This window comes from Sphingomonas sp. (assembly GCF_045810705.1).
Lineage (GTDB): Bacteria > Pseudomonadota > Alphaproteobacteria > Sphingomonadales > Sphingomonadaceae > Sphingomicrobium.
Window position 1 is genome coordinate 20,606 of sequence record NZ_JBJMVI010000013.1, and the last position, 19,657, is coordinate 40,262.

Consider the following 19,657-nt stretch of genomic DNA (forward strand, 5'->3'; position numbering starts at 1 on the left):
GTCTCTCCCTATCCCGATCGCAATAAGCCAACCGCCTGGTCGCGCTCGAATAAATAGAGGCAAATCCTCGCCGCCTGGCCGCGCGGCCCGGCGAGGCCGCCGTCGCGGTCGAGAAGCAGCAAGGCGTCGCTCTGGGCGATGGGTGCGAGCTCGGCGACCAGCTCGGCGGTCGCGGCGCGGAATGCCTCCTCGCCCGACTGGCGCGTGCCGAGGATCTCGCCCGGACCGCGCAGGCGCAAATCCTCCTCGGCGATGCGGAAGCCGTCGTTGGTCTCGCGCATGAGCGCGAGGCGGGCGCGGCCGACATCGGTCAGCGTTGCCCCACGGATCAGCAAACACGTGCTTTTGCCGGTGCCGCGGCCGACACGCCCGCGCAGCTGGTGGAGCTGGGCGAGGCCGAAGCGCTCGGCGCCCTCTACGATCATCAAGGTGGCGTTGGGCACGTCGACCCCGACCTCGATCACGGTCGTCGCGACCAGGACCGCCAGATCTCCGCCGGCGAACCGGGCCATGACCGCATCCTTGTCCGGTCCCTTCATCCGGCCGTGGACCAGGCCGACCTTGTCCTCGCCGAACCGAGCCTTAAGCACCCGCGCCCGCTCCTCGGCCGCGGCAGCGTCGCTCTTCTCGCTCTCCTCGACCAAGGGGCAGACCCAATAGGCTTGCCCGCCGGCGGCGATGTGCCGGCCGAGCGCGTCGACGACGTCCGATAATTTTTCCTCACTAATTACCCGCGTTTCGACCGGTGATCGCCCAGGCGGCATCTCGTCGATCCGGCTGACGTCCATCTCGCCATATTGGGTGAGCGTCAGCGTTCGCGGGATCGGCGTCGCGGTCATCACCAGCAGATGCGGCGGGTGCTCGGCCTTGGACGCGAGCAGCAGCCGCTGCGACACGCCGAAGCGATGCTGCTCGTCGACAACGGCGAGGCCGAGCTTCTTGTAGGCGACCTTTTCCTGGAAGATCGCGTGCGTGCCGACGAGCACGTCGACCGAGCCGTCGGCGAGACCCATGAGCACGCTATCTCTCGCGCGGCCCTTTTCGCGGCCGGTGAGGATGGCGACGCGAACGCCGATGCTGTCGAGCTGGCCGAGCAAAGTCGCGTGGTGCTGGCGAGCGAGGATCTCGGTCGGCGCGAGAAGCGCCGCCTGGGCGCCGGACTCGACCGCGGCGAGCATCGCCAGCACTGCCACAAGCGTTTTACCTGAGCCGACATCGCCCTGAAGCAGGCGGAGCATCGGCGCGGACTGGGCCATGTCGCCGCGGATCTCCTCGATCACACGCCGCTGCGCGCCGGTCAGCTGGTACGGCAGCCGGAGCTTCGCGGTTAGCTCGCCGGTGCCGGGAAGCGGCGCGGTACGGTGACGCCGCTGCGACTGGCGGAGCAGCAACAGCGCGAGCTGGTTGGCGAAGATCTCGTCATAGGCGAGCCGCTTCCTCGCGGTGTCGGCGCTCGGCTCGCGGTGGATCAGCGCGAGCGACCCGCGCCATGCGCCCCAACCGTCGCGGGAGAGGAGCCCCGGCTCGACCCATTCGGGCAGCTCGGGCGCGCGCTCGAGCGCCTCGCGGACCAGCTCGCCGACCCGCCGGTTGGTCAGTCCCTCGGTCAACGGATAGACGGGCTCGCGAATGGCGGGCTGCGGCCCTTTCCCCGGCTCGGTCACTTCCGGATGGATGATCTGCCACTCGTCGCCGTAAGCCTCGAGCTTGCCCGAGACGGTGCGCTGCTGCCCGATCGGCAGGCTACGCTTCGCCCAGCCGGGATTGTTGAAATAGATGAGGCTGATCGTGTTGCCGTCGCCGTCCGAGGCGAAGACTCGCATCGGCCCGCGGCCCGACCGGCTCTCGCGTACCTCGAACGGCTTCAGGTCGAGGATCACGTTGCGGCCAAGCAGCGCGGCGGAGGCGGCGGGAGCTCTCATGCGCTCGATCGCGCCCGTCGGCAGGTGATAGAGCAGGTCGACGACGCGGCTGATGCCGAGCTTTTTCAGCAGCTTGGCGAGCTGCGGGCCGACGCCCTTCAGCGCCTCCACTTCGGTGAACAGCGGGTTGAGGATCTCCGGCCGCATGCTCCCGTTAAGCGACGAATCAGCCGCTGCTCAATACGCGGAGGAGAAATTGGCGGATCCTCCTTCGTAGATCGGGCGACGGCGTACCGAGGATTCCACGGCGGCCAAGCGGCAGGTGCGCCGCCGGATCGCCATCTCTCTGAAACACGAAATAGTCGAAATAGGACCTCCACGCCTCGCGCGTCTCCGATGGGAGCTCACGGATCGCCGTGCTGGCATGAGCCATTGAAGCGAATGCCGACGTCAGGTCCGGCGCGACATCCTGCCACCAATAGTTGATGAGGACGTTCAAACCGCCGGGCGCTTCGACACCATGCCACCACAAGGCCGGAATAAAGATCGCATCGCCCGGCTCTAGTTCGGCAGTGAAAGCGTGGCTCAGCGCCTCGGCAAAGCGCGGGAATCTCTCCAGGTCTGGACGGGCAAGATCAACCATGCTTGCTTGCTGGCCAGCCATCGTGAAGTCGAGCGGGCCGATATAGAGGTTGGCAACCTGATCCGGTGGAAAGATCGTGAAGCGGCGAGTGCCGGCGACGACGCAGGCAAGATTGTCGGCCTCATCGAAATGCGGCGCGACGCGGCTGCGGTTGCCGATCCAGATCCGGGGTTCGGTGCGCCTGCTCGCCATGAGGGGCAGCGGATTCTCATTCTCGAATCCCGAAAGGAGCGCCCGAACCGGCTGGGACCCAGCATAAACCGAACGGCCGCCCGGCCCTGACTGCTCAGACAGCAGCGCCGCGATGAACTGCGGAAAGGCGGCCGACGCGCGCTGGAAGTTAAATCCGGACACATCGTCGTTGTAGAAATAGCGGCCGTCTATTGCCGCCTCACCCACGAAGAGCTCGATTGGAGTGCCGCGGTCGAAATGCTCGAGATAGGCCGCAATTTCGGTGGCCCCACGCCTCGCGCAGGCAACCGCCGGCCAATCGTCGACCAGCGCACGAAGGACCACCGGCTGGCGGCACTCAAGAATCTCGCTGGGCGAAATGCGGTCCGAAGCGCGCCACTCGGGAAGTGGGGCGACAGCGACCGGACGATCGCGATCCACGGCCCCCTCCCCGCTCGGTTGCCCAGCGTCATGCATGCCGTTTCATAGCAGCCGCCGGATGACCGCCAATGCTAATTGTCAACGGCACTGGCAGCCGCAGGCGAGCATGTCTAAATGGCCCCCATGCCTTCCGACCCGGACCTGAAGCGCCTTGCATGGCGCGCGCACCATCGCGGCACGAGGGAGGCCGACCTGCTGGTCGGCGGCTTCTTCGATGCTCACCATGCGCAATGGGGGCCGCATGAGTGCGCGCTGTTCGAGGCGATGCTCGAGGAGCAGGACGTCGACTTGATGGCCTGGGCGCACGGAACCGCCGAAGCCCCGGAGCGGTTCGCAGGTCCCATGATCGAGGCGCTCAGGATGCTCGACTACATCCGGATCGCGCGATGAGCGAGCCGCTGCAGCGCGTCCTTCGCGCCGATCATCCGCTGACGCTTGCCGGCGTTCCGACCGGCTTCCTGCCGCTGCTCGCCGCCGACCTCGCGCGCGCCGTCCATACCAATGGCGGAAGGGCCGTGGCGATCGTCGCCGACGAGGCCGCGATGCGCGCGCTCGCCGACACCGTGCCGCTGTTCGCGCCGGAAGTGGAAGTGCTGACCTTGCCCGGCTGGGATTGCCTGCCCTACGACCGCGCGTCCCCTGCGCTGCGGATCATGGCGGAACGGCTGGCGACGCTAAGCGCGCTGCAAGCCATGAGCGACAAGCCGCAATTGCTGGTGGCGACGGCGAGCGCCGCGACGCAGCGGCTGCTGACGCCGTTCCGAATCCGGCAGTTGACGCGGCGCATTGCGACGAGCGAGCGGATCGAGCGGGAGACCCTGATCGGGCAACTGAACGCGCTGGGATACCAACGCGCCGACACGGTCGCCGAACATGGCGAATATGCGGTGCGCGGCTCGCTCATCGACCTGTTCCCCGCCGGCGAGGAGATGGCGCTGAGGCTCGACTTTTTCGGCGACGAGATCGACAGCATCCGCCGCTTCGACCCGGCCGACCAGCGCTCGACCGACAAGGCCGACGCGTTCGTGCTGATGCCGGCGTCCGAGGCGCTGCTCGACGAGGACACGATCAAGCGCTTCCGTTCGCGCTACCGCGAGCAGTTCGGCGCAACCGCGACCCGGGACCCGCTGTACCAGGCGCTGTCCGAGGGCCGCCGAATGGCCGGGATGGAGCATTGGCTGCCGTTGCTCGAGGAGCGGCTCGAGACCTTGTTCGATCATCTTGGCGAGAACGATCTCGTCATCCGCGACTCACTGGCTGACCAGGCGCTCGATGCGCGGCGCGAATCGATCGAGGATTATTACCAAAACCGGGTCCGGGCGATGGAGGGCGAGCCGGGGAGTTACCGCCCGCTCGAGCCGCAAGCGCTCTACTTCTCAAAGCAGGAATGGGAATCTTCCGAAGCCGAGCGCCCGATCCATCTCGCCTCGCCCTTCCCCGAACCGCAATCGGATCGGGTAATGGACTTCGGCGTCCAGGCGGCGCGCGATTTCGCGCCCGAGCGCGCGCAACAAGCGAACGTCTACGAGGCGGTGGCCAAGCATGTCGCGGAGCTTCGCAGGACCGGCCGCAAGGTCGTGCTCGCGAGCTACACGCGCGGTGCTCGCGAGCGGCTGTCGGGCTTGCTCGAAGACCATGGCCTGAAGGCCCACAAGCTCGTCGACAGCTGGCACGAGGCGCTCGGCGCCAAGACCCAGCCGGCCATGCTCGTGCTGCCGCTCGAGCACGGCTTCACCACGCCCGATGTCGCCGTCCTCACCGAGCAGGACATGCTCGGCGACCGCCTCGTCCGCCGCCGCCGGAAGCGCAAGGCGGCCGACGCCTTCCTCGCCGAGCTGGCGACGCTGTCGCCGGGCGACCTCGTCGTCCACGCCGACCACGGCATCGGCCGCTATGAGGGCCTCACGCAAATCCCCGTCAGCAAGGTCCCGCACGACTGCGTCGCGCTCGAATATGCGCGCGGCGACAAGCTCTACGTGCCGGTCGAGAATATCGAGCTGCTGAGCCGCTACGGCAACGAGAGCGAAGGCGTCAGCCTCGACAGCCTCGGCGGCGAGGCGTGGCAGCGGCGCAAGTCGCGGATGAAGGAGCGAATCCGCGAGATCGCGGGCGAGCTGATCAAGGTCGCCGCGCTGCGGGCCACCCGCCCCGGTGTCGTTGCCGAGCCCGATTCGAGCTACCCGGCGTTCGTCGACCGCTTTCCTTACGAGGAGACCGACGACCAGGAGCGCGCGATCGCCGACGTGCTTGCGGATCTCGAGGCGGGCAAGCCGATGGACCGGCTGGTGTGCGGCGACGTCGGCTTCGGCAAGACCGAGGTCGCGTTGCGCGCCGCCTTCGTGATGGCGATGACCGGGCGGCAGGTCGCGCTGATTTGCCCGACGACCCTGCTCGCACGCCAGCATTTTTCGAATTTCGTCGACCGGCTCCACGGCTTCCCGCTGAACGTCGGGCGGCTGTCGCGCCTGGTCCCGGCGGCCGAGGTCAAGAAGACCAAGGAGGGTATCGCCAACGGCACGGTCGATATCGTCATCGGGACGCATGCGCTGCTGGCGAAAAGCATCGACTTCAAGCGGCTCGGGCTGGTGATCGTCGACGAGGAGCAGCATTTCGGCGTTGCGCACAAGGAACGGCTGAAGGCGCTGAGGGCCGATGTCCACGTGCTCACCCTCACCGCGACGCCGATCCCGCGCACGCTGCAAATGGCGATGAGCGGCCTTCGCGAGCTGTCGGTGATCCAGACGCCGCCGGTCGACCGGCTCGCGATCAGGACCTACGTCACGCCATGGGACGCGGTCGTGCTGCGCGAGGCGCTGCTGCGCGAGCATTATCGCGGCGGCCAGAGCTTCTTCGTCGTGCCGCGCGTGGCCGACCTCCCGAACATGGAAGAATGGCTTCGGGAACAGGTGCCCGAAGTGAAGTCGATCACCGCTCACGGCCAGATGAGCGCGAGCCAGGTCGAGGAGCGGATGAGCGCTTTCTACGACCGCAGATATGACGTGCTGCTATCGACCACGATCGTCGAGAGCGGACTCGACATCCCGAGCGCCAACACGCTCATCGTCCATCGCTCGGACCGCTTCGGCCTCGCCCAGCTCTACCAGCTGCGCGGCCGCGTCGGCCGGGCCAAGACCCGCGCCTATGCCTATCTCACCATGCCGGCCGACCGCTCGATCACCGAAGCGGCGAGCAAGCGCCTGCAGGTCCTCGCCGATCTCGACAGCCTCGGCGCCGGCTTCCAGCTCGCCAGCCATGACCTCGATATCCGCGGCGCCGGCAATTTGCTCGGCGACGAGCAGTCCGGGCACATCAAGGAGGTCGGGTTCGAGCTCTACCAGGCGATGCTCGAGGACGCGATCATCGAACAGAAGGCCGGCGGGGTGCCAACCCGCGACGAGTTCACGCCGCAGATCAGCGTCGATGCGCCGATTATGATCCCGGAGACCTACGTTCCGGACCTCGACCTGCGCATGGGCCTGTACCGCCGGCTTGGAGATCTCGACGACCGGCCGGCGATCGACGCCTTTGCCGCCGAGATGATCGACCGTTTCGGCGCGCTTCCGGAAGAAACCGCGAACCTGATGAAGATCGTCGAGGTCAAGCTGAGCCTCAGGCAGGCGATGGTCGCCAAGCTCGACATCGGCCCGAAGGGCGCGGTGATCACCTTCGCCGACGGCGGCTTCCCCGATCTTCGCGGGCTGCTCGGCTATATCGAGCGGCTCAAGGGTTCGGCCAAGCTCAGGCCCGACAGCAAGATGATCGTCTCGCGCGACTGGCCGACGCCCGACGCCCGGCTCAACGGTGCGCTTCAGCTGTCGCGCGGGCTGGCACGGGTCGCCGCGGCCGGTGAGAAGGAGCTGGTCGCCGCCTAGACCATCTCGGCATTAGCCGCGGCGACGAAGCGCATCAGCTCGTCGTGCGTGAGCGCGCCGGCGCCAAGGAAACCCTGGTAAAGATCGCAACCCCATTCTGCGATCAGCGCGAGCTGGGCCGCGGTCTCGACCCCTTCGACGACCACGCTCAAGTCGAGTTCGCGGGCGAGGTGGATCAGCGCCCTGACGACGATGCGGTCGCGCTCGCCGCCGACCAGGTCCGCGACCAGGCCGCGGTCGATCTTGATCGCGTCGAGCGGCAGTGAAGTGAGGTAAGCGAGGCTCGCGTAGCCGGTACCGAAATCGTCGACGGCGATCCGCACCCCTGCGTCGCGAAGCCTGGTCAGGCGCTCGGCCACGGCTTCCTGGTCGACCAGGAGCACGCTCTCGGTGATCTCGGCGGTAATGCGCCTGGGATCGATTCCGGCCGCATTGATCTCGTCGAGCAGCCAGTCGTCGTAACGGTCGCGGGAGATGTCCGCGGGAAGGATGTTGATCGACAGGCCGAGCCCCTTGAGCGGCCCTTCCCAGGCCGCAGCATTGCGCAGCGCCTTGCGTTGGACGAGCCTGGACAACCGTTCCTCGAGGCCTCCGGCGGAAGCGCGGGCGAACAACAGCTGGCCGTCCGCGATGGGCGAGCGTGCGAGCGCCTCGGCGCCCATGACCCGTCCCGTGATCGGCTCGATCAGCGGCTGAAACAATACGTCGACCTGCTCGTGCGAAATGGCGCCTTCGAGCAGGAGGTCACGCCGTGGGGCGGCGGGCGGTGTTGCCCCTGTGTCCGACGCCCGCCGACCCCACTTACCGATGTTATCCCAGGTCAGCATATCTGCACTCAATCCCACTCACTGATGCATTCCCCGGGTCAACACGACTGCCGAGGTAGCGGTGGGGCGCTGGCGCTGGAACACGGTCTTCATGCCACGGTCCGAAACGGGACAGTGACCTTGCGCTTTGAAGCCCCTATCTTGTGGCCAAGCGAAGCTGACGAGGAGCGACGGATTGAACGCCGATGCGGCCACTTCCGGCGGATCCAGGCCGGTCGACCTCGGGAGCCTGGGCATTGGCCTGCTCTCGTCGGGCACCGACGTCGCCGATGCGGCCGAGGCCCTGCTCCGGCGCAAATATCGATTCGCCGGCGCCGACGAGGCCGAGACCCTTGTGGCGCTCGGCGGCGACGGGTTCATGCTCCAGACGTTGCACGCCATGCTCGAAGGGGGTTGCACCAAGCCGGTGTTCGGGATGAACCGCGGCACCGTCGGCTTCCTGATGAACGACTGGCGGATCGATCAGCTGGCCGAGCGGATCGCCGGGGCCAAGGCGATCCGGGTTGCGCCGCTCCAAATGTGCGCGACGACGGTCGGCGGCGATAAGTTCACTTATGCCGCGATCAACGAAGTCTCGCTTCTGAGGGAAACTCGGCAGACCGCGAAGATCGAGATTTCGGTCAATGGCCGGGTCGCTTTGCCCGAGCTTGCATGCGACGGGGTGCTGGTGGCGACGCCGGCGGGGTCGACGGCCTACAATCTCTCGGCGCGGGGTCCGATCCTGCCGCTGCAGGCCAAGATGCTGGCGCTGACCCCGATCAGCCCGTTCCGGCCGCGCCGCTGGTCGGGCGCAATCCTGCCCGACGATACTGCGGTGTGCTTCGCGATCCTCGAGGCCAACAACCGGCCGGTGTCGGCGGTCGCCGACCAGATCGAAGTCCGCGACGTCGCGCGGGTGGAAGTCCGGCTCGACCGCGAGCGCTCGCTGACCCTTCTGTTCGATCCCGAGCATGCGCTCGACGAGCGCATCGCGATGGAGCAATTCGCCACCTAGCCGGCGCGCAGGATTGCTGTGGGCATTCCGAGCACAGACTACCCGTCGGGATCACTTGCCTTTAAGGTCTGCTCCGCTATTTAGCCCGCGCGTCCAGGATCAGGTCCGGGACTGCTCCCCGGTAGCTCAGCGGTAGAGCGTTCGACTGTTAATCGAATGGTCGCCTGTTCGAATCAGGCCCGGGGAGCCATTATTCCAGCACCTGCATGACGAAGCGGCCGGACTGCGTGCAACCCGACCGCTCCGGCGAGACGTGTTCGTGTCCGCCATCGTGGACCGCCCCGCACCTTCTTCAACCACTTTGCTCCGCGTCGGCTCCAGACCCCGGTTCCGGCCGTTTCAGGATGGGACAATGATGCCGCACGCGGACCGTCCGGGGGACGGTCGGACCGGCATCATCCTTCGAGCGCGGCCATCAGGCTCGCGTTTCCGCCCGCCGCAGTGGTGTCGATGCAGGTGACGCGTTCAGTCGCGAAGCGCGCGACATAATGCGGGCCGCCGGCCTTGGGCCCGGTGCCGCTCAAGCCTTCGCCGCCGAACGGCTGGCTTTCGACCACGGCCCCGATCTGGTTGCGGTTGACGTAGAAATTGCCGACCCGGGCGTGCTCCTCGACATAATCGCGGACGGTGTCGATGCGGCTCTGGAGCCCCAGGGTCAGGCCGTAGCCGGTGGCGTTGATGTCTTCGACCACCTTGTCGAGCTTGTCGCCGGCAAAGCGGATGACGTGAAGTATCGCGCCAAAATTCTCACGATTCAATTGGCTTAACGACTGGATCTCATAGAAAGCGGGAGCAACGAAGCACCCGTGCGCCGCCTCCTTGGGGGGCTTCAGCCTGCAGATCTTCCTCGCATTCTTGTCGAGCCAGTCGAGGTGTTCATCGAGCGCCTTCTTCGCGGGCTCGTCGATGACCGGGCCGACGTCGGTCGACAGGTCAGACGGATCACCGACCTTCAGCGCTTCCATCGCGCCGGCGATCATCCTGATCATGCCGTCGGCGACATCCTCCTGGACGAACAGCACTCGCAAGGCCGAGCAGCGTTGGCCCGCGCTCTGGAACGCCGATGAAATGACGTCGCGCGTCACCTGCTCGGGCAGCGCCGATGAATCGACGATCATTGCGTTCTGCCCGCCGGTTTCGGCGACGAACGGGATGATCGGCCCGTCGCGTTCGGCCAGGGTGCGGTTGATCATGCGCGCCGTTTCGGTCGAGCCCGTAAAGACGACCCCCGCAACCAGCGGATGTGCGGTCAACGTCCCGCCGACCACCCTGCCTGAACCGGGTGCGAGCTGGACCACATCCTTGGGAATGCCCGCCCGATGCATCAGCTCGATTGCCAGAGCCCCGATCAACGGCGTTTGCCCGGCCGGCTTGGCGATTACGGCATTGCCGGCAGCCAGCGGCGCGGACACCAGGCCGGTGAAGACCGCGAGCGGGAAGTTCCACGGCGAAATGCTCGCGATCACACCCCGGCCATGCAATCGCAGCTCGTTCTGCTCCCCGGTCGGGCCGGGAAGCGGCATGGGTTTCGTGAACTGGCGGCGCGCTTCCGATGCATAGAAGCGCAGGAAATCGACCGCCTCGCGCACTTCGAGAACCGCGTCGGGCAGAGTCTTTCCGCCTTCACGAATACAGAGCGAATAGAATTCCTCTCGATGGTCCTCGTAAAGGTCGGCCGCCCTGTCGAGGAGCTTGGCACGCGCCTCGCCACCAACCGCATTCCAACCGACCTGCGCGGAATGGCCGGCGCGAGCCATCCGATCGACCTCGGCGGCACTAGTCTCGAACGTCGTTCCGACAGTGATCCGATGGTCATGGGGCGACACAATCGGCCTGCCCTCTCCCTTTCCAAGGCCCGGCTTCGCAATCCAGGTGCGCGCTTCGAGCGCCTTGAGACGCTCGAGCAGGGGCTCACGCACCAGCGGGTCGGAAAGGTCGAGGCCGGCGCTGTTATGACGTTCGCTGCCGAACACGTCGCGCGGCAGGATGATCTTCGGGTTGCGCTTCGGCTCGAGCGCTTCCAATTCGCCAACCGGGTCGCGGACGAGCTCGTCGATCGACACCTGCTCGTCGGCGATCCGGTTGACGAAGCTCGAATTGGCGCCGTTCTCGAGCAGCCGGCGGACGAGATAGGCGAGCAGCTCCTTGTGGCTGCCGACCGGCGCGTAGATGCGCACCGGGGTCGGCGCGTCGCCGATGTGGCGCTCGAGCTCGGCAAGCTCGGCGTAGAGCTCCTCGCCCATGCCGTGGAGACGCTGGAACTCGAACGGGCTGCCGCCGGCGAGGGCCTTCACCTGGCCGATCGTGTTGGCGTTGTGCGTCGCGAACGCGGGATAGATGACATCGCTCGCGGCGAGCAGCTTGCGCGCACAGGCGAGATAGGAGACGTCGGTCGCGACCTTGCGCGTGAACACCGGATAATCGGGCAGGCCCGCGACCTGGGCGGCCTTGATCTCCGTGTCCCAATAGGCGCCCTTGACCAGCCGGCACATGAGCTTGCGGCGATGCGCGCGCGCTGCGGCGGCGACCCAGTCGCATAGAGGCGCGGCGCGCTTTTGGTAGGCCTGAATGGCGATCCCGAAGCCGGCCCAGCCCTTCGCAAACAGCGCCTCGTCGGCGAGCAAGGCCTCGAACACATCCATCTGCAGCTCGAGCCGGTCGGCTTCCTCGGCGTCGATGGTCAAATGGACGTCGGCCGCGGAGGCTTTCAGCGCGAGCTCGCGGACGACCGGGAAGACGGCCGCCACCGCTTCGTCGCGTTGGGTATATTCGAACCGCGGGTGAAGCGCAGTGAGCTTGACCGAGATGCCGGGCGACGTCTTGAAGCCGCCCTTCGCTTGGCCTGCGATACGGTCGAGGGCGCGGCGGTAGGAGTCGGCATAGCGCTCGGCGTCGGCGAAGGTCTTGGCCGCCTCCCCGAGCATGTCGAAGCTGTGGCTCAGGCCCTGGCGCTGTTCCGGCTCCGCGCGTTTCAGTGCTTCGTCCATGGTCCGGCCGAACACGAAATTGCGGCCGAGGATCTTCATCGCCTCGCGGATCGCGGTGCGAACTACCGGCTCACCCAATCGGCCGACGGCGCGGCCAAGCGCGGCTTTCCAATTGTCGGAGCGATCCTGCGCGCCCTCCAGCACCTTGCCGGTCAGTAGGAGGGAGAAGGTCGCGGCGTTGACGAAGCTCGAATCCGACCGCCCGAGCTTTTCCGACCAATCCGGCCCGGCGAGCTTGTCGGCGATCAGCTCGTCGGCGGTGTGCGCGTCGGGGATGCGCAGCAGCGCCTCGGCGAGGCACATCATCGCGATGCCCTCGTCGGAGCCGAGATCGTAGGCGTGGAGAAAGGCATCGACGCCCGAGGGTTTGTGCGCGCGCACCCCTTTGACAAGCGCGCGGGCGGTTGCGCCGGCCTCGCCCAGCTCTTCCGAGCTCAGCCGCGCCTGGCCGATGCGCTCTGCCGCGACGCTTTCCTCGTCGGGGCGGTAGGCGCGCCTCAGCTCGGTCCGGTCGATTGGCCCCTGGACCCCGGCCTTCGCCAGCGCGGCGGTCGCCGCGTCCGCGGCTAGGCCGGCTGGCCGTGGCAATGCTTGTACTTCTTGCCCGACCCGCACGGGCATGGCGCGTTGCGGCTGATCGGCGCCTCGGCGACATTGCCGTCCCCGCGCTGCGGCAGCGGCAGCTGCGGGATGTTGAGCAGGGGCGGAAGGTTGGTCATCAGCCCGCGTGCGCCGGCGTCGATATCGGCGGTATCGTCGTCGGCGGAGAACGGGTCGAGGTGCTGCGTGATGAAGTCGGGCAGCTCGGGCAGCGGCAGCGGCTCCAGCTGGATTTGCGCCCTCATCAGCTTAGAGGTCACGTCCTCGCGGATCGCCACCAGCAGCCGCTCGAACAGCAGGAAGGCTTCCTGCTTATATTCGTCGATCGGCTTCTTCTGCGCGTAGCTGCGCAGGTGGATCACCTGGCGCAGCGCGTCGAGCGTCGCGAGATGCTCCTTCCAATGATGGTCGAGCGTCTGGATCAGAAGCTGCTTTTCGACCTCGACCCAGCGGTCGGCATCGAGCTGGTCGAGCTTCGACGCCATGGCTTCGTCGGCGAGCGTCTGGAGCCGCTGGGCGATCATCTCCGGATCGACCGCTTCCTCCTCGATCCACTTATCGATCGGGGGTTGGAGGCCGAACACCTCGTCGATCGCCTCCTTGAGGCCGGCAATGTCCCATTGCTCGGGGTAGGATCCCTCGGGGCAGCTGACCGCGACGATCGCCGACGCGGTTTCGGCACGCATGTCGACGATCGTCTCGCTGACGCTTTCCGCATCCATGATGTCGGCGCGCTGCTCGTAGATGACCTTGCGCTGGTCGTTCATCACGTCGTCGAATTCGACGACCTGCTTGCGGATATCGTAGTTGCGCGCCTCGACCTTCTTCTGCGCGGTCTCAATCGCCTTCGAGATCCACGGGCTGACGATCGCTTCGCCGTCCTCGAGATTGCTCTTCATCAGCCGCGAGAACATCGTCTGCGGTCCGAAGATGCGCAGCAGATCGTCGTCGAGGCTGAGGTAGAATTTGGACAGGCCCGGGTCGCCCTGGCGGCCTGAGCGGCCGCGCAGCTGGTTGTCGATGCGGCGGCTCTCGTGGCGCTCGGTGCCGAGCACGTAGAGCCCGCCGGCCTGGAGCACTCGCGCCTTCTCCTCGGCGACTTCCTGGCGGATGCGCTGGATCGCAGCCTCGCGCTCCGGGCCTTCCTCGGCGTCGCTGAGTTCGTCCTGGATACGAAAGTCGATATTGCCGCCGAGCTGAATGTCGGTCCCGCGGCCGGCCATGTTGGTGGCGATGGTGACCGCGCCCATGCGTCCCGCCTGGGCGACGATATGCGCCTCGCGCTCGTGGAAACGGGCATTGAGCACCGAATGCTTGACGCCCTCTTTCTCCAGGAATTCGGACAGCATCTCCGATTTCTCGATCGAGACCGTGCCGACCAGGACCGGTTGCCCGAGCTCCTGCTTGACCTTCAGTTCCTCGGTGATCGCCGCAAACTTCTCGGGCAGCGACTTGTAGAACACGTCGTCCTCGTCGATCCGCAGGACCTCGACGTTGGTCGGGATCGAGACCACGTTCATCTTGTAGATGTCGAAGAATTCCGGCGCCTCGGTCATCGCCGTGCCGGTCATGCCCGACAGCTTCGGATACATGCGGAAATAATTCTGGAAGGTGATCGAGGCGAGCGTCTGGTTCTCGGGCTCGATCTGGACCCCCTCCTTGGCCTCGACCGCCTGGTGGAGCCCGTCGGACCAGCGCCGCCCGTCCATCATTCGGCCGGTGAACTCGTCGATGATGACGACCTTCCCGTCCTTGACGATATAGTCGATGTCCTTCTTGAACATGACGTTCGCCTTGAGCGCCTGGTTCAGGTGGTGGACGACCTGGGTGTTGGCGACGTCGTAAAGGTTGCGGCCCTCGATCAGACCCGCCTCCTCCAGCATCCGCTCCGCCTTCTCGGTCCCGTCTTCGGTGAGGACGACGCTCTTCTGCTTCTCGTCCTTGTCGTAATCGGCCTCGACCAGCGTCTTCACCAGCCCGTCGACCGAGATGTAGAGGTCGGATTTGTCGTCGGTCGGGCCGGAAATGATCAGCGGCGTCCGCGCCTCGTCGATCAGGATCGAGTCCACCTCGTCGACAATCGCGAAATTGAACGGCCGCTGGACCATCTGCTCGCGCGTATATTTCATGTTGTCGCGCAGGTAATCGAAGCCGAGCTCATTGTTGGTCGCGTAGGTGATGTCGGAATTGTAGGCGTCGCGCCGCTCGTCGTCGGTGAGATTGGGGACGATGACGCCGACGCTCATGCCGAGAAAACGGTAGATCTGCCCCATCCAGTCGGCGTCGCGGCGGGCGAGATAGTCGTTGACGGTAACGACGTGGACGCCTTTGCCCTCGAGCGCGTTGAGATAGACCGCGAGCGTCGCCACCAGCGTCTTGCCCTCGCCGGTTTTCATCTCCGCGATTTCGCCGCGGTGAAGCGCGATGCCGCCGACCAGCTGCACGTCATAATGGCGCTGGCCGAGCGTGCGGATCGCCGCCTCGCGTACGGTGGCGAAGGCTTCGGGCAGCAGGTCGTCGAGCTTCTCGCCGCTGGCCAGGCGCTGGCGGAAGACGTCGGTCTGGCCGCGCAGCTCGTCGTCGCTCAGCGCCGAAATGTTGGGCTCAAAGCCGTTGACCGCGTCGACATATTTGCCCAGCCCGCGGACATAGCGGTCGTTGGCCGATCCGAAGATGCTTTTTGCCAGTGCGGCGATCATGGAAATCCCTTAAATACCCGCGCGTTCAGGATTGGGCGGAACCTCTCGCCGACGCGCTGGGAAACTGTCGCGGGCGATGTAAGGAGCGCCCTAGCCGTAGTCAATTAAAGGGCAGTGTATGGGACTGACCGGCGGGTGCATGTGCGGCGCGGTTCGCTATGAGCTCAACAGCGACCCGTTCGACGCCGGCTGGTGCCATTGCCGCACGTGCCAACTGAGCAGCGGGGCGCCGGCAACGGTGTTCGCAAGCGTGCCCGACGGCGACCTCGTCTGGACCAAAGGCGCGGACAAGGTGAAATCCGTGGCCTCGTCGAGCTTTGGCCATCGCGCCTTCTGCGGCGAATGCGGCACGCCCTTCCTGATGAAGGTCGATCACCAGCCCGAGACGGTCGACTTCAGCGTCGCCACGCTCGACGATCCGAACGCGATCGCGCCCGGCTTCCACATTTTCTGGGGGAGCAGGATCGCTTGGTTCGAACCCAAGGACGCGCTGCCGCGGCACGGCAGGTTCAGGCCGGGCACGCGCGGCCTCGAAAGCACCGAACCGCCCGAACGGGCGATCTAGGCCTGGCCTGCTTTCGACTGGGCAGGAACGTCGAGATTGCTCTCGAGCCATTGCTGAATTTGGCTGCGCGGCGCGGCGCCGACCTTTTGCGCGACCGGCTGGCCGCCCTTGAACAGCAGCATCGTGGGGATTCCGCGGACGCCGTACCGGCTCGGCGTATCCGGATTCTCGTCGATGTTGAGCTTGGCGACGGTGACCTTGTCACCGAGCTCGCCGGCGATTTCCTCGAGCGCCGGGCCGATCATCCGGCAAGGGCCGCACCATTCGGCCCAGAAGTCGACGAGGACGGGGCCTTCCGCACCCAGGACATCGGAAGCGAAGCTCTGGTCGGTGACGGTCTTGGTGGCCATGGCGGGCGAATCTCCTGGCGTGGGGGGTCAAAGGTTAACAAGCATATGGGCGTTCGGTTTTGCGCTCTCAAGGTATCAGTTCGATGAGTTTCGGGCCGGCTGTGTACAAAAGTGACGCGCTGATCCGGCGGCGCGGAAAGATGACCTGAAGGGCCTCGGCGTAAGCGGTCATTTGCGCACGGTGGGAGTTGGGGATTTCGGCATTTGAGGCGGGCACCCTGCCCGTCTTGAAGTCGATAACGGCTACGCTCGCATCGTCGATCAGGATCCGGTCGACGGTGCCGGCGATGACCCGCCCATCGGCAAGCGTTGCGGCGAGCGGCGCTTCGGCCAGCGAGCCGGGGCCGAACAACGGGGCGAACTGCGGGTCCGAGAGGATGGCGCACACCTGCGCGACGATTTCCTCACGCGCGACGGGATCGGTCACGCCCGCGGACCGCTCGAGCCAGCGCCCTGCCGCCGCCGCCCGGGCCGACGGTTCGACGGCCGGCAAGCGTTCGAGCAACTGGTGGATCCACGTCCCGCGCTGCGCCGCCGCGCGCATCGCCTCGCTCGGTGGAGGCGCCGTCTCGTCGTCGACCGCGATCGCCGACGGAGCCAGGGGCCGCGGCGGCCGGGTTTCGGGCGGAGCGGATTGCTTCGCCCAGTCCGGGATTTCGATTGAAGGGTGCTCGATCCTGTCTCTCTTCCGCTTACCCGGTTCGGCGCGATCCGAGCCGTATTGCAGCGCGACATGCCCTTCGCCGGGGGTGCCGATCGCGGCCATCGCCCGTTCGACCGTCACGTGCCAGCTATTGGCCGGGCGCGGGTCGGACCCGTCCTTCTTTGCCTTGGGCATGACTCCGCTGACGATCAGCCGGTCGGCGGCGCGGGTCAGCGCCACGTAGAGCAGCCGCAGATGCTCTTCCATGTCGCGCTGTTCTTGCTCGACGATGATCGCCTCGAAGGGCGCGACGCGCTCATCCTTCTTCGGACGAAGCAAGGGCGCGGTGCCGGCGCCCTCGACATCGATGTCGACGGTGAGCGGCGTTCGGCCGAGCCGCGCCGGGTCGGCCGTCGCGTCGGCGACGATGACGACCGGCGCCTCCAGCCCCTTGGCGCCGTGGACGGTCATCACCCGCACGTCGTTGGCAGGCGCCCCAGGGTCGCGCTGCACATCGACCGTGCCGCGCGAAAACCAGGCGAGAAACCGGTCGAGCGATGCAGTCTCGTTGCGCTCGAATTCCAGCGCGCTGTTCATCAGCTCGTCAATCGCATCGCGCGCCGCCATGCCGAGACGCGAATAGAGCTTGCGCCGACCCTGCAGCGGGCCGGTGAGGATCGTCTCGAGAAAGCGCGACGGCGGAGTGAAGTCCGCAATTCGCAGCAGTTCGGCCAAAGCGTCGTACGCGTCGGAGAACTCCGCGGCGCGCTGGCGGAGCTCACGCCACAGCGATGACTTTCGCCCATACGCGAGGGCGCGAAGCTGGTCCTGGTCCCAGCCGATCAACGGCGAAACCAGCAGGCAGGCGAGGCTGAGGTCGTCGTTCGGCTGGACCGCAAATTTGATCGCCGCGAGCAGGTCCTGCACCGCAAGCGGCTCGTGCAATTGCAGGCGGTCGACGCCGGCAACGGGAACGCCGGCCGAGAACAGCCGCGCGACGATCAGGGAGGCGAGCTCGGCGCGGCTGCGCACCAGCACGAGGATGTCCCCCGGCGCCAGTGGCCGCCCAGTCGACGCCAGCAGCGGCGCGTCCTCGAGCATCGCGCGGATCCGCTCGGCAAGAGCCTCGGCATATTGGCGGTCACGGAGCGAGGCCCAGCGCTCCTCACCCTCGTCACTGTCGTCGGGGCTCTCGGCGACCGCGAACGGCTGCCACAGTTCGACAGAGCCCGCGCGCTCGCGATGGTGGGCGCGGTGCGGTGGCGGCGCTTCCCTTAATGCAAGGGCAGCCGGCCCGACGGTCTCGATCACCGCGTCCACGACGTCGAGAACTGGTTGCGCCGAACGGAAGCTGGCGGCGATCGACAGGTCGCGGAACTCGGTCGCCGCTTCGGATTCGGACAGGCTCTCGGCGCGCCGTTGGAAATGCTCGCGCGCTTCGCTGAACCGCGCCGGGTCCGTCCCCTGGAAGCCGTAGATCGCCTGCTTGAAATCGCCGACCATGAACAAGGTGCGCGTACGCCGCTCGGTCTCGCTCGAGCCGCTGAAAAACTCCTCGACCAAGCGCTCGATGATCTCCCATTGCGCAGCGTTACTGTCCTGCGCCTCGTCGACCAGCACGTGATCGACCTGGCGGTCGAGCTTGTAGCGGACCCACTCGCCCATGCCGGGCTGCCGCAGGAGCGCCCTCGTCCACTCGATCAGGTCGTTGAAGTCGGCGACGCCCGCTGCACGCTTGGCCTGCGTATAGGCGCTGGCGAACGCCTGGCCCGCGCGCAGCCCCGCGGCGATGTCGGCGGCGAGCCTGGCACCGCGCTGGACGCGGAGCAGCTCGTCGAGGCGTTCCGCCAGCCGCTGCGTGTGCTGCTCATAGTGGGGATCGGCCTGGACCTGGCCGGCCTGCGGCTTGCGCAGCTCGCCCTTGCCGGTGAAGACGATCGCGGCAAGCTCGGGGAGCGCCGCCGCGCGCGAGACAGGGTCGGCGGCGAGCCAGCGTTCGATGCTTTCAACCACGCCCAGCCCGGTCGCCTTCCCCCAAAGACGGTTGGCGTTGGCGACGGCGCGCAGCAGGTCGCAATCGAAGCCGTCGTCCGCGCAATGGGCGGCGAGATAGTCGTCGACCGAGTCCGGAAGCTCCATCAAGTGGCGGATTTGGCGCTCGATGCCCTCGCGGGGGCCGAGCGCGTCGAGCGCTTCCGGGCGGCGGGCGCAGGCCTGGAGATATTCGACAGCCCCGCCTTCGCCCAAGCGGCGGCTGAGGCACTGAACGTCGCGGATCAGCGGTTCGTCCCCAGCGGCCTCGGCGTCGGCCATCAGGTCGGCGAGCGTGCGGCGCACCAGCTCCTGCTCGGCCCTGCCCTCGATCGGCTGGAAGCCCGGTACGATCCCGGCCTCGGCCGGAAAAGCGGCGAGCAGGCCCTGGGCGAAGCTGTGGATGGTCTGGATCTTGAGGCCGCCCGGGCAGTCGAGCACCCGCGCGAACAGCTGCCGCGCACGTTCGCGAGTCACCGGGTCCGTCGACTCGCCGAGATGGTCGAGGTCGGTCGCGAGTTCGCTGTCCTTGAGCCGCACCCAGGCCGCGAGCCGGGCGCCGATGCGGTTGGCCATCTCCGCCGCGGCGGCCTTGGTGAAGGTCAGGCACAGGATCGATTCCGGCCGCGCGCCTTGCAGCAGAAGACGCAGCACGCGCGCCGTCAGCACCTGAGTCTTGCCCGTTCCAGCCGACGCCGACAGCGCCGCGTGGACCGCCGGGTCGGACGCCAACGCCTGCTCTCCCTTGAGCTCCGGAAGAGTTCTGAACCGCATCCTCATACGGCTTCCCATCCCGCGCACGACGCCATAGAGGGCCGGTCATGAGCGACAGCAACGACGACACGGACAAGGCGAACGAACAGCGCCGCGGCAAATTGGTGAAGGCCGGAGTCGCGGTCGGGGTCGGCTCGGCCGCGATTGTCGCGGCACTGCTCTATGCGTCCAAGGTCAAGAAGAAGCCGAGGCGCTAGG

The 19,657-nt window shown here is 66.8% G+C and carries 12 protein-coding genes and 1 tRNA gene; 6 read left to right on the plus strand and 7 right to left on the minus strand.

What is annotated here, in order from left to right:
• Positions 1-8 precede the first annotated feature (8 nt).
• Both recG and ACJ8FR_RS06820 read right to left on the minus strand, forming a co-directional pair.
• Positions 9-2,069 carry an ATP-dependent DNA helicase RecG gene (recG, locus tag ACJ8FR_RS06815; RefSeq protein WP_407827875.1) on the minus strand — a complete coding sequence of 687 codons (2,061 nt, stop codon included), beginning with the start codon at positions 2,067-2,069 and terminating at the stop codon, positions 9-11.
• A gap of 19 nt (positions 2,070-2,088) precedes the next feature.
• Complete coding sequence (locus ACJ8FR_RS06820) at positions 2,089-3,117, minus strand: cupin-like domain-containing protein (RefSeq protein WP_407827876.1); 1,029 nt, start codon at positions 3,115-3,117, stop codon at positions 2,089-2,091.
• A gap of 123 nt (positions 3,118-3,240) precedes the next feature.
• On the opposite strand from ACJ8FR_RS06820, the gene ACJ8FR_RS06825 reads away from it, so the two are divergent.
• Both ACJ8FR_RS06825 and mfd read left to right on the plus strand, forming a co-directional pair.
• Positions 3,241-3,507, plus strand: a complete 267-nt coding sequence (locus tag ACJ8FR_RS06825; protein WP_407827877.1) for a succinate dehydrogenase assembly factor 2 — start codon at positions 3,241-3,243, stop codon at positions 3,505-3,507.
• Positions 3,504-6,989, plus strand: a complete 3,486-nt coding sequence (mfd, locus tag ACJ8FR_RS06830) for a transcription-repair coupling factor (RefSeq protein ID WP_407827878.1) — start codon at positions 3,504-3,506, stop codon at positions 6,987-6,989. Before ACJ8FR_RS06825 ends, mfd begins: the two co-directional genes overlap by 4 nt.
• On the opposite strand, the gene ACJ8FR_RS06835 is transcribed toward mfd, so the two are convergent.
• A complete protein-coding gene (locus ACJ8FR_RS06835; RefSeq protein ID WP_407827879.1) occupies positions 6,986-7,816 on the minus strand; it encodes an EAL domain-containing protein in 831 nt (276 codons plus the stop codon). The two genes, mfd and ACJ8FR_RS06835, sit on opposite strands and share 4 nt — an antisense overlap.
• A gap of 229 nt (positions 7,817-8,045) precedes the next feature.
• Here ACJ8FR_RS06835 and ACJ8FR_RS06840 point away from each other — a divergent pair, with 229 nt between their 5' ends.
• On the plus strand, positions 8,046-8,810 hold the full coding sequence (locus ACJ8FR_RS06840; RefSeq protein ID WP_407827896.1) for an NAD kinase: 765 nt from the start codon (positions 8,046-8,048) through the stop codon (positions 8,808-8,810).
• A 115-nt stretch (positions 8,811-8,925) separates the two neighbouring features.
• Positions 8,926-9,000 (plus strand) — tRNA-Asn (locus ACJ8FR_RS06845).
• 205 nt (positions 9,001-9,205) lie between these two features.
• On the opposite strand, the gene putA is transcribed toward ACJ8FR_RS06845, so the two are convergent.
• The gene (gene putA, locus ACJ8FR_RS06850; RefSeq protein WP_407827880.1) at positions 9,206-12,385 is read right to left on the minus strand and encodes a bifunctional proline dehydrogenase/L-glutamate gamma-semialdehyde dehydrogenase PutA; all 3,180 of its coding nucleotides are present in this window, start codon (positions 12,383-12,385) and stop codon (positions 9,206-9,208) included.
• Complete coding sequence (gene secA / locus ACJ8FR_RS06855) at positions 12,364-15,096, minus strand: preprotein translocase subunit SecA (protein ID WP_407827881.1); 2,733 nt, start codon at positions 15,094-15,096, stop codon at positions 12,364-12,366. The genes putA and secA overlap by 22 nt, the downstream gene beginning before the upstream one ends.
• A 118-nt stretch (positions 15,097-15,214) precedes the next feature.
• On the opposite strand from secA, the gene ACJ8FR_RS06860 reads away from it, so the two are divergent.
• Positions 15,215-15,661, plus strand: a complete 447-nt coding sequence (locus ACJ8FR_RS06860; protein WP_407827882.1) for a GFA family protein — start codon at positions 15,215-15,217, stop codon at positions 15,659-15,661.
• Here ACJ8FR_RS06860 and trxA read toward each other — a convergent pair.
• A complete protein-coding gene (gene trxA, locus ACJ8FR_RS06865; RefSeq protein WP_407827883.1) occupies positions 15,658-16,011 on the minus strand; it encodes a thioredoxin TrxA in 354 nt (117 codons plus the stop codon). The two genes, ACJ8FR_RS06860 and trxA, sit on opposite strands and share 4 nt — an antisense overlap.
• A 67-nt stretch (positions 16,012-16,078) precedes the next feature.
• A complete protein-coding gene (addA, locus tag ACJ8FR_RS06870) occupies positions 16,079-19,459 on the minus strand; it encodes a double-strand break repair helicase AddA (RefSeq protein WP_407827884.1) in 3,381 nt (1,126 codons plus the stop codon).
• Positions 19,460-19,506: 47 nt separating this feature from the next.
• On the opposite strand from addA, the gene ACJ8FR_RS06875 reads away from it, so the two are divergent.
• On the plus strand, positions 19,507-19,656 hold the full coding sequence (locus ACJ8FR_RS06875; protein WP_407827885.1) for a hypothetical protein: 150 nt from the start codon (positions 19,507-19,509) through the stop codon (positions 19,654-19,656).
• Position 19,657 lies beyond the last annotated feature (1 nt).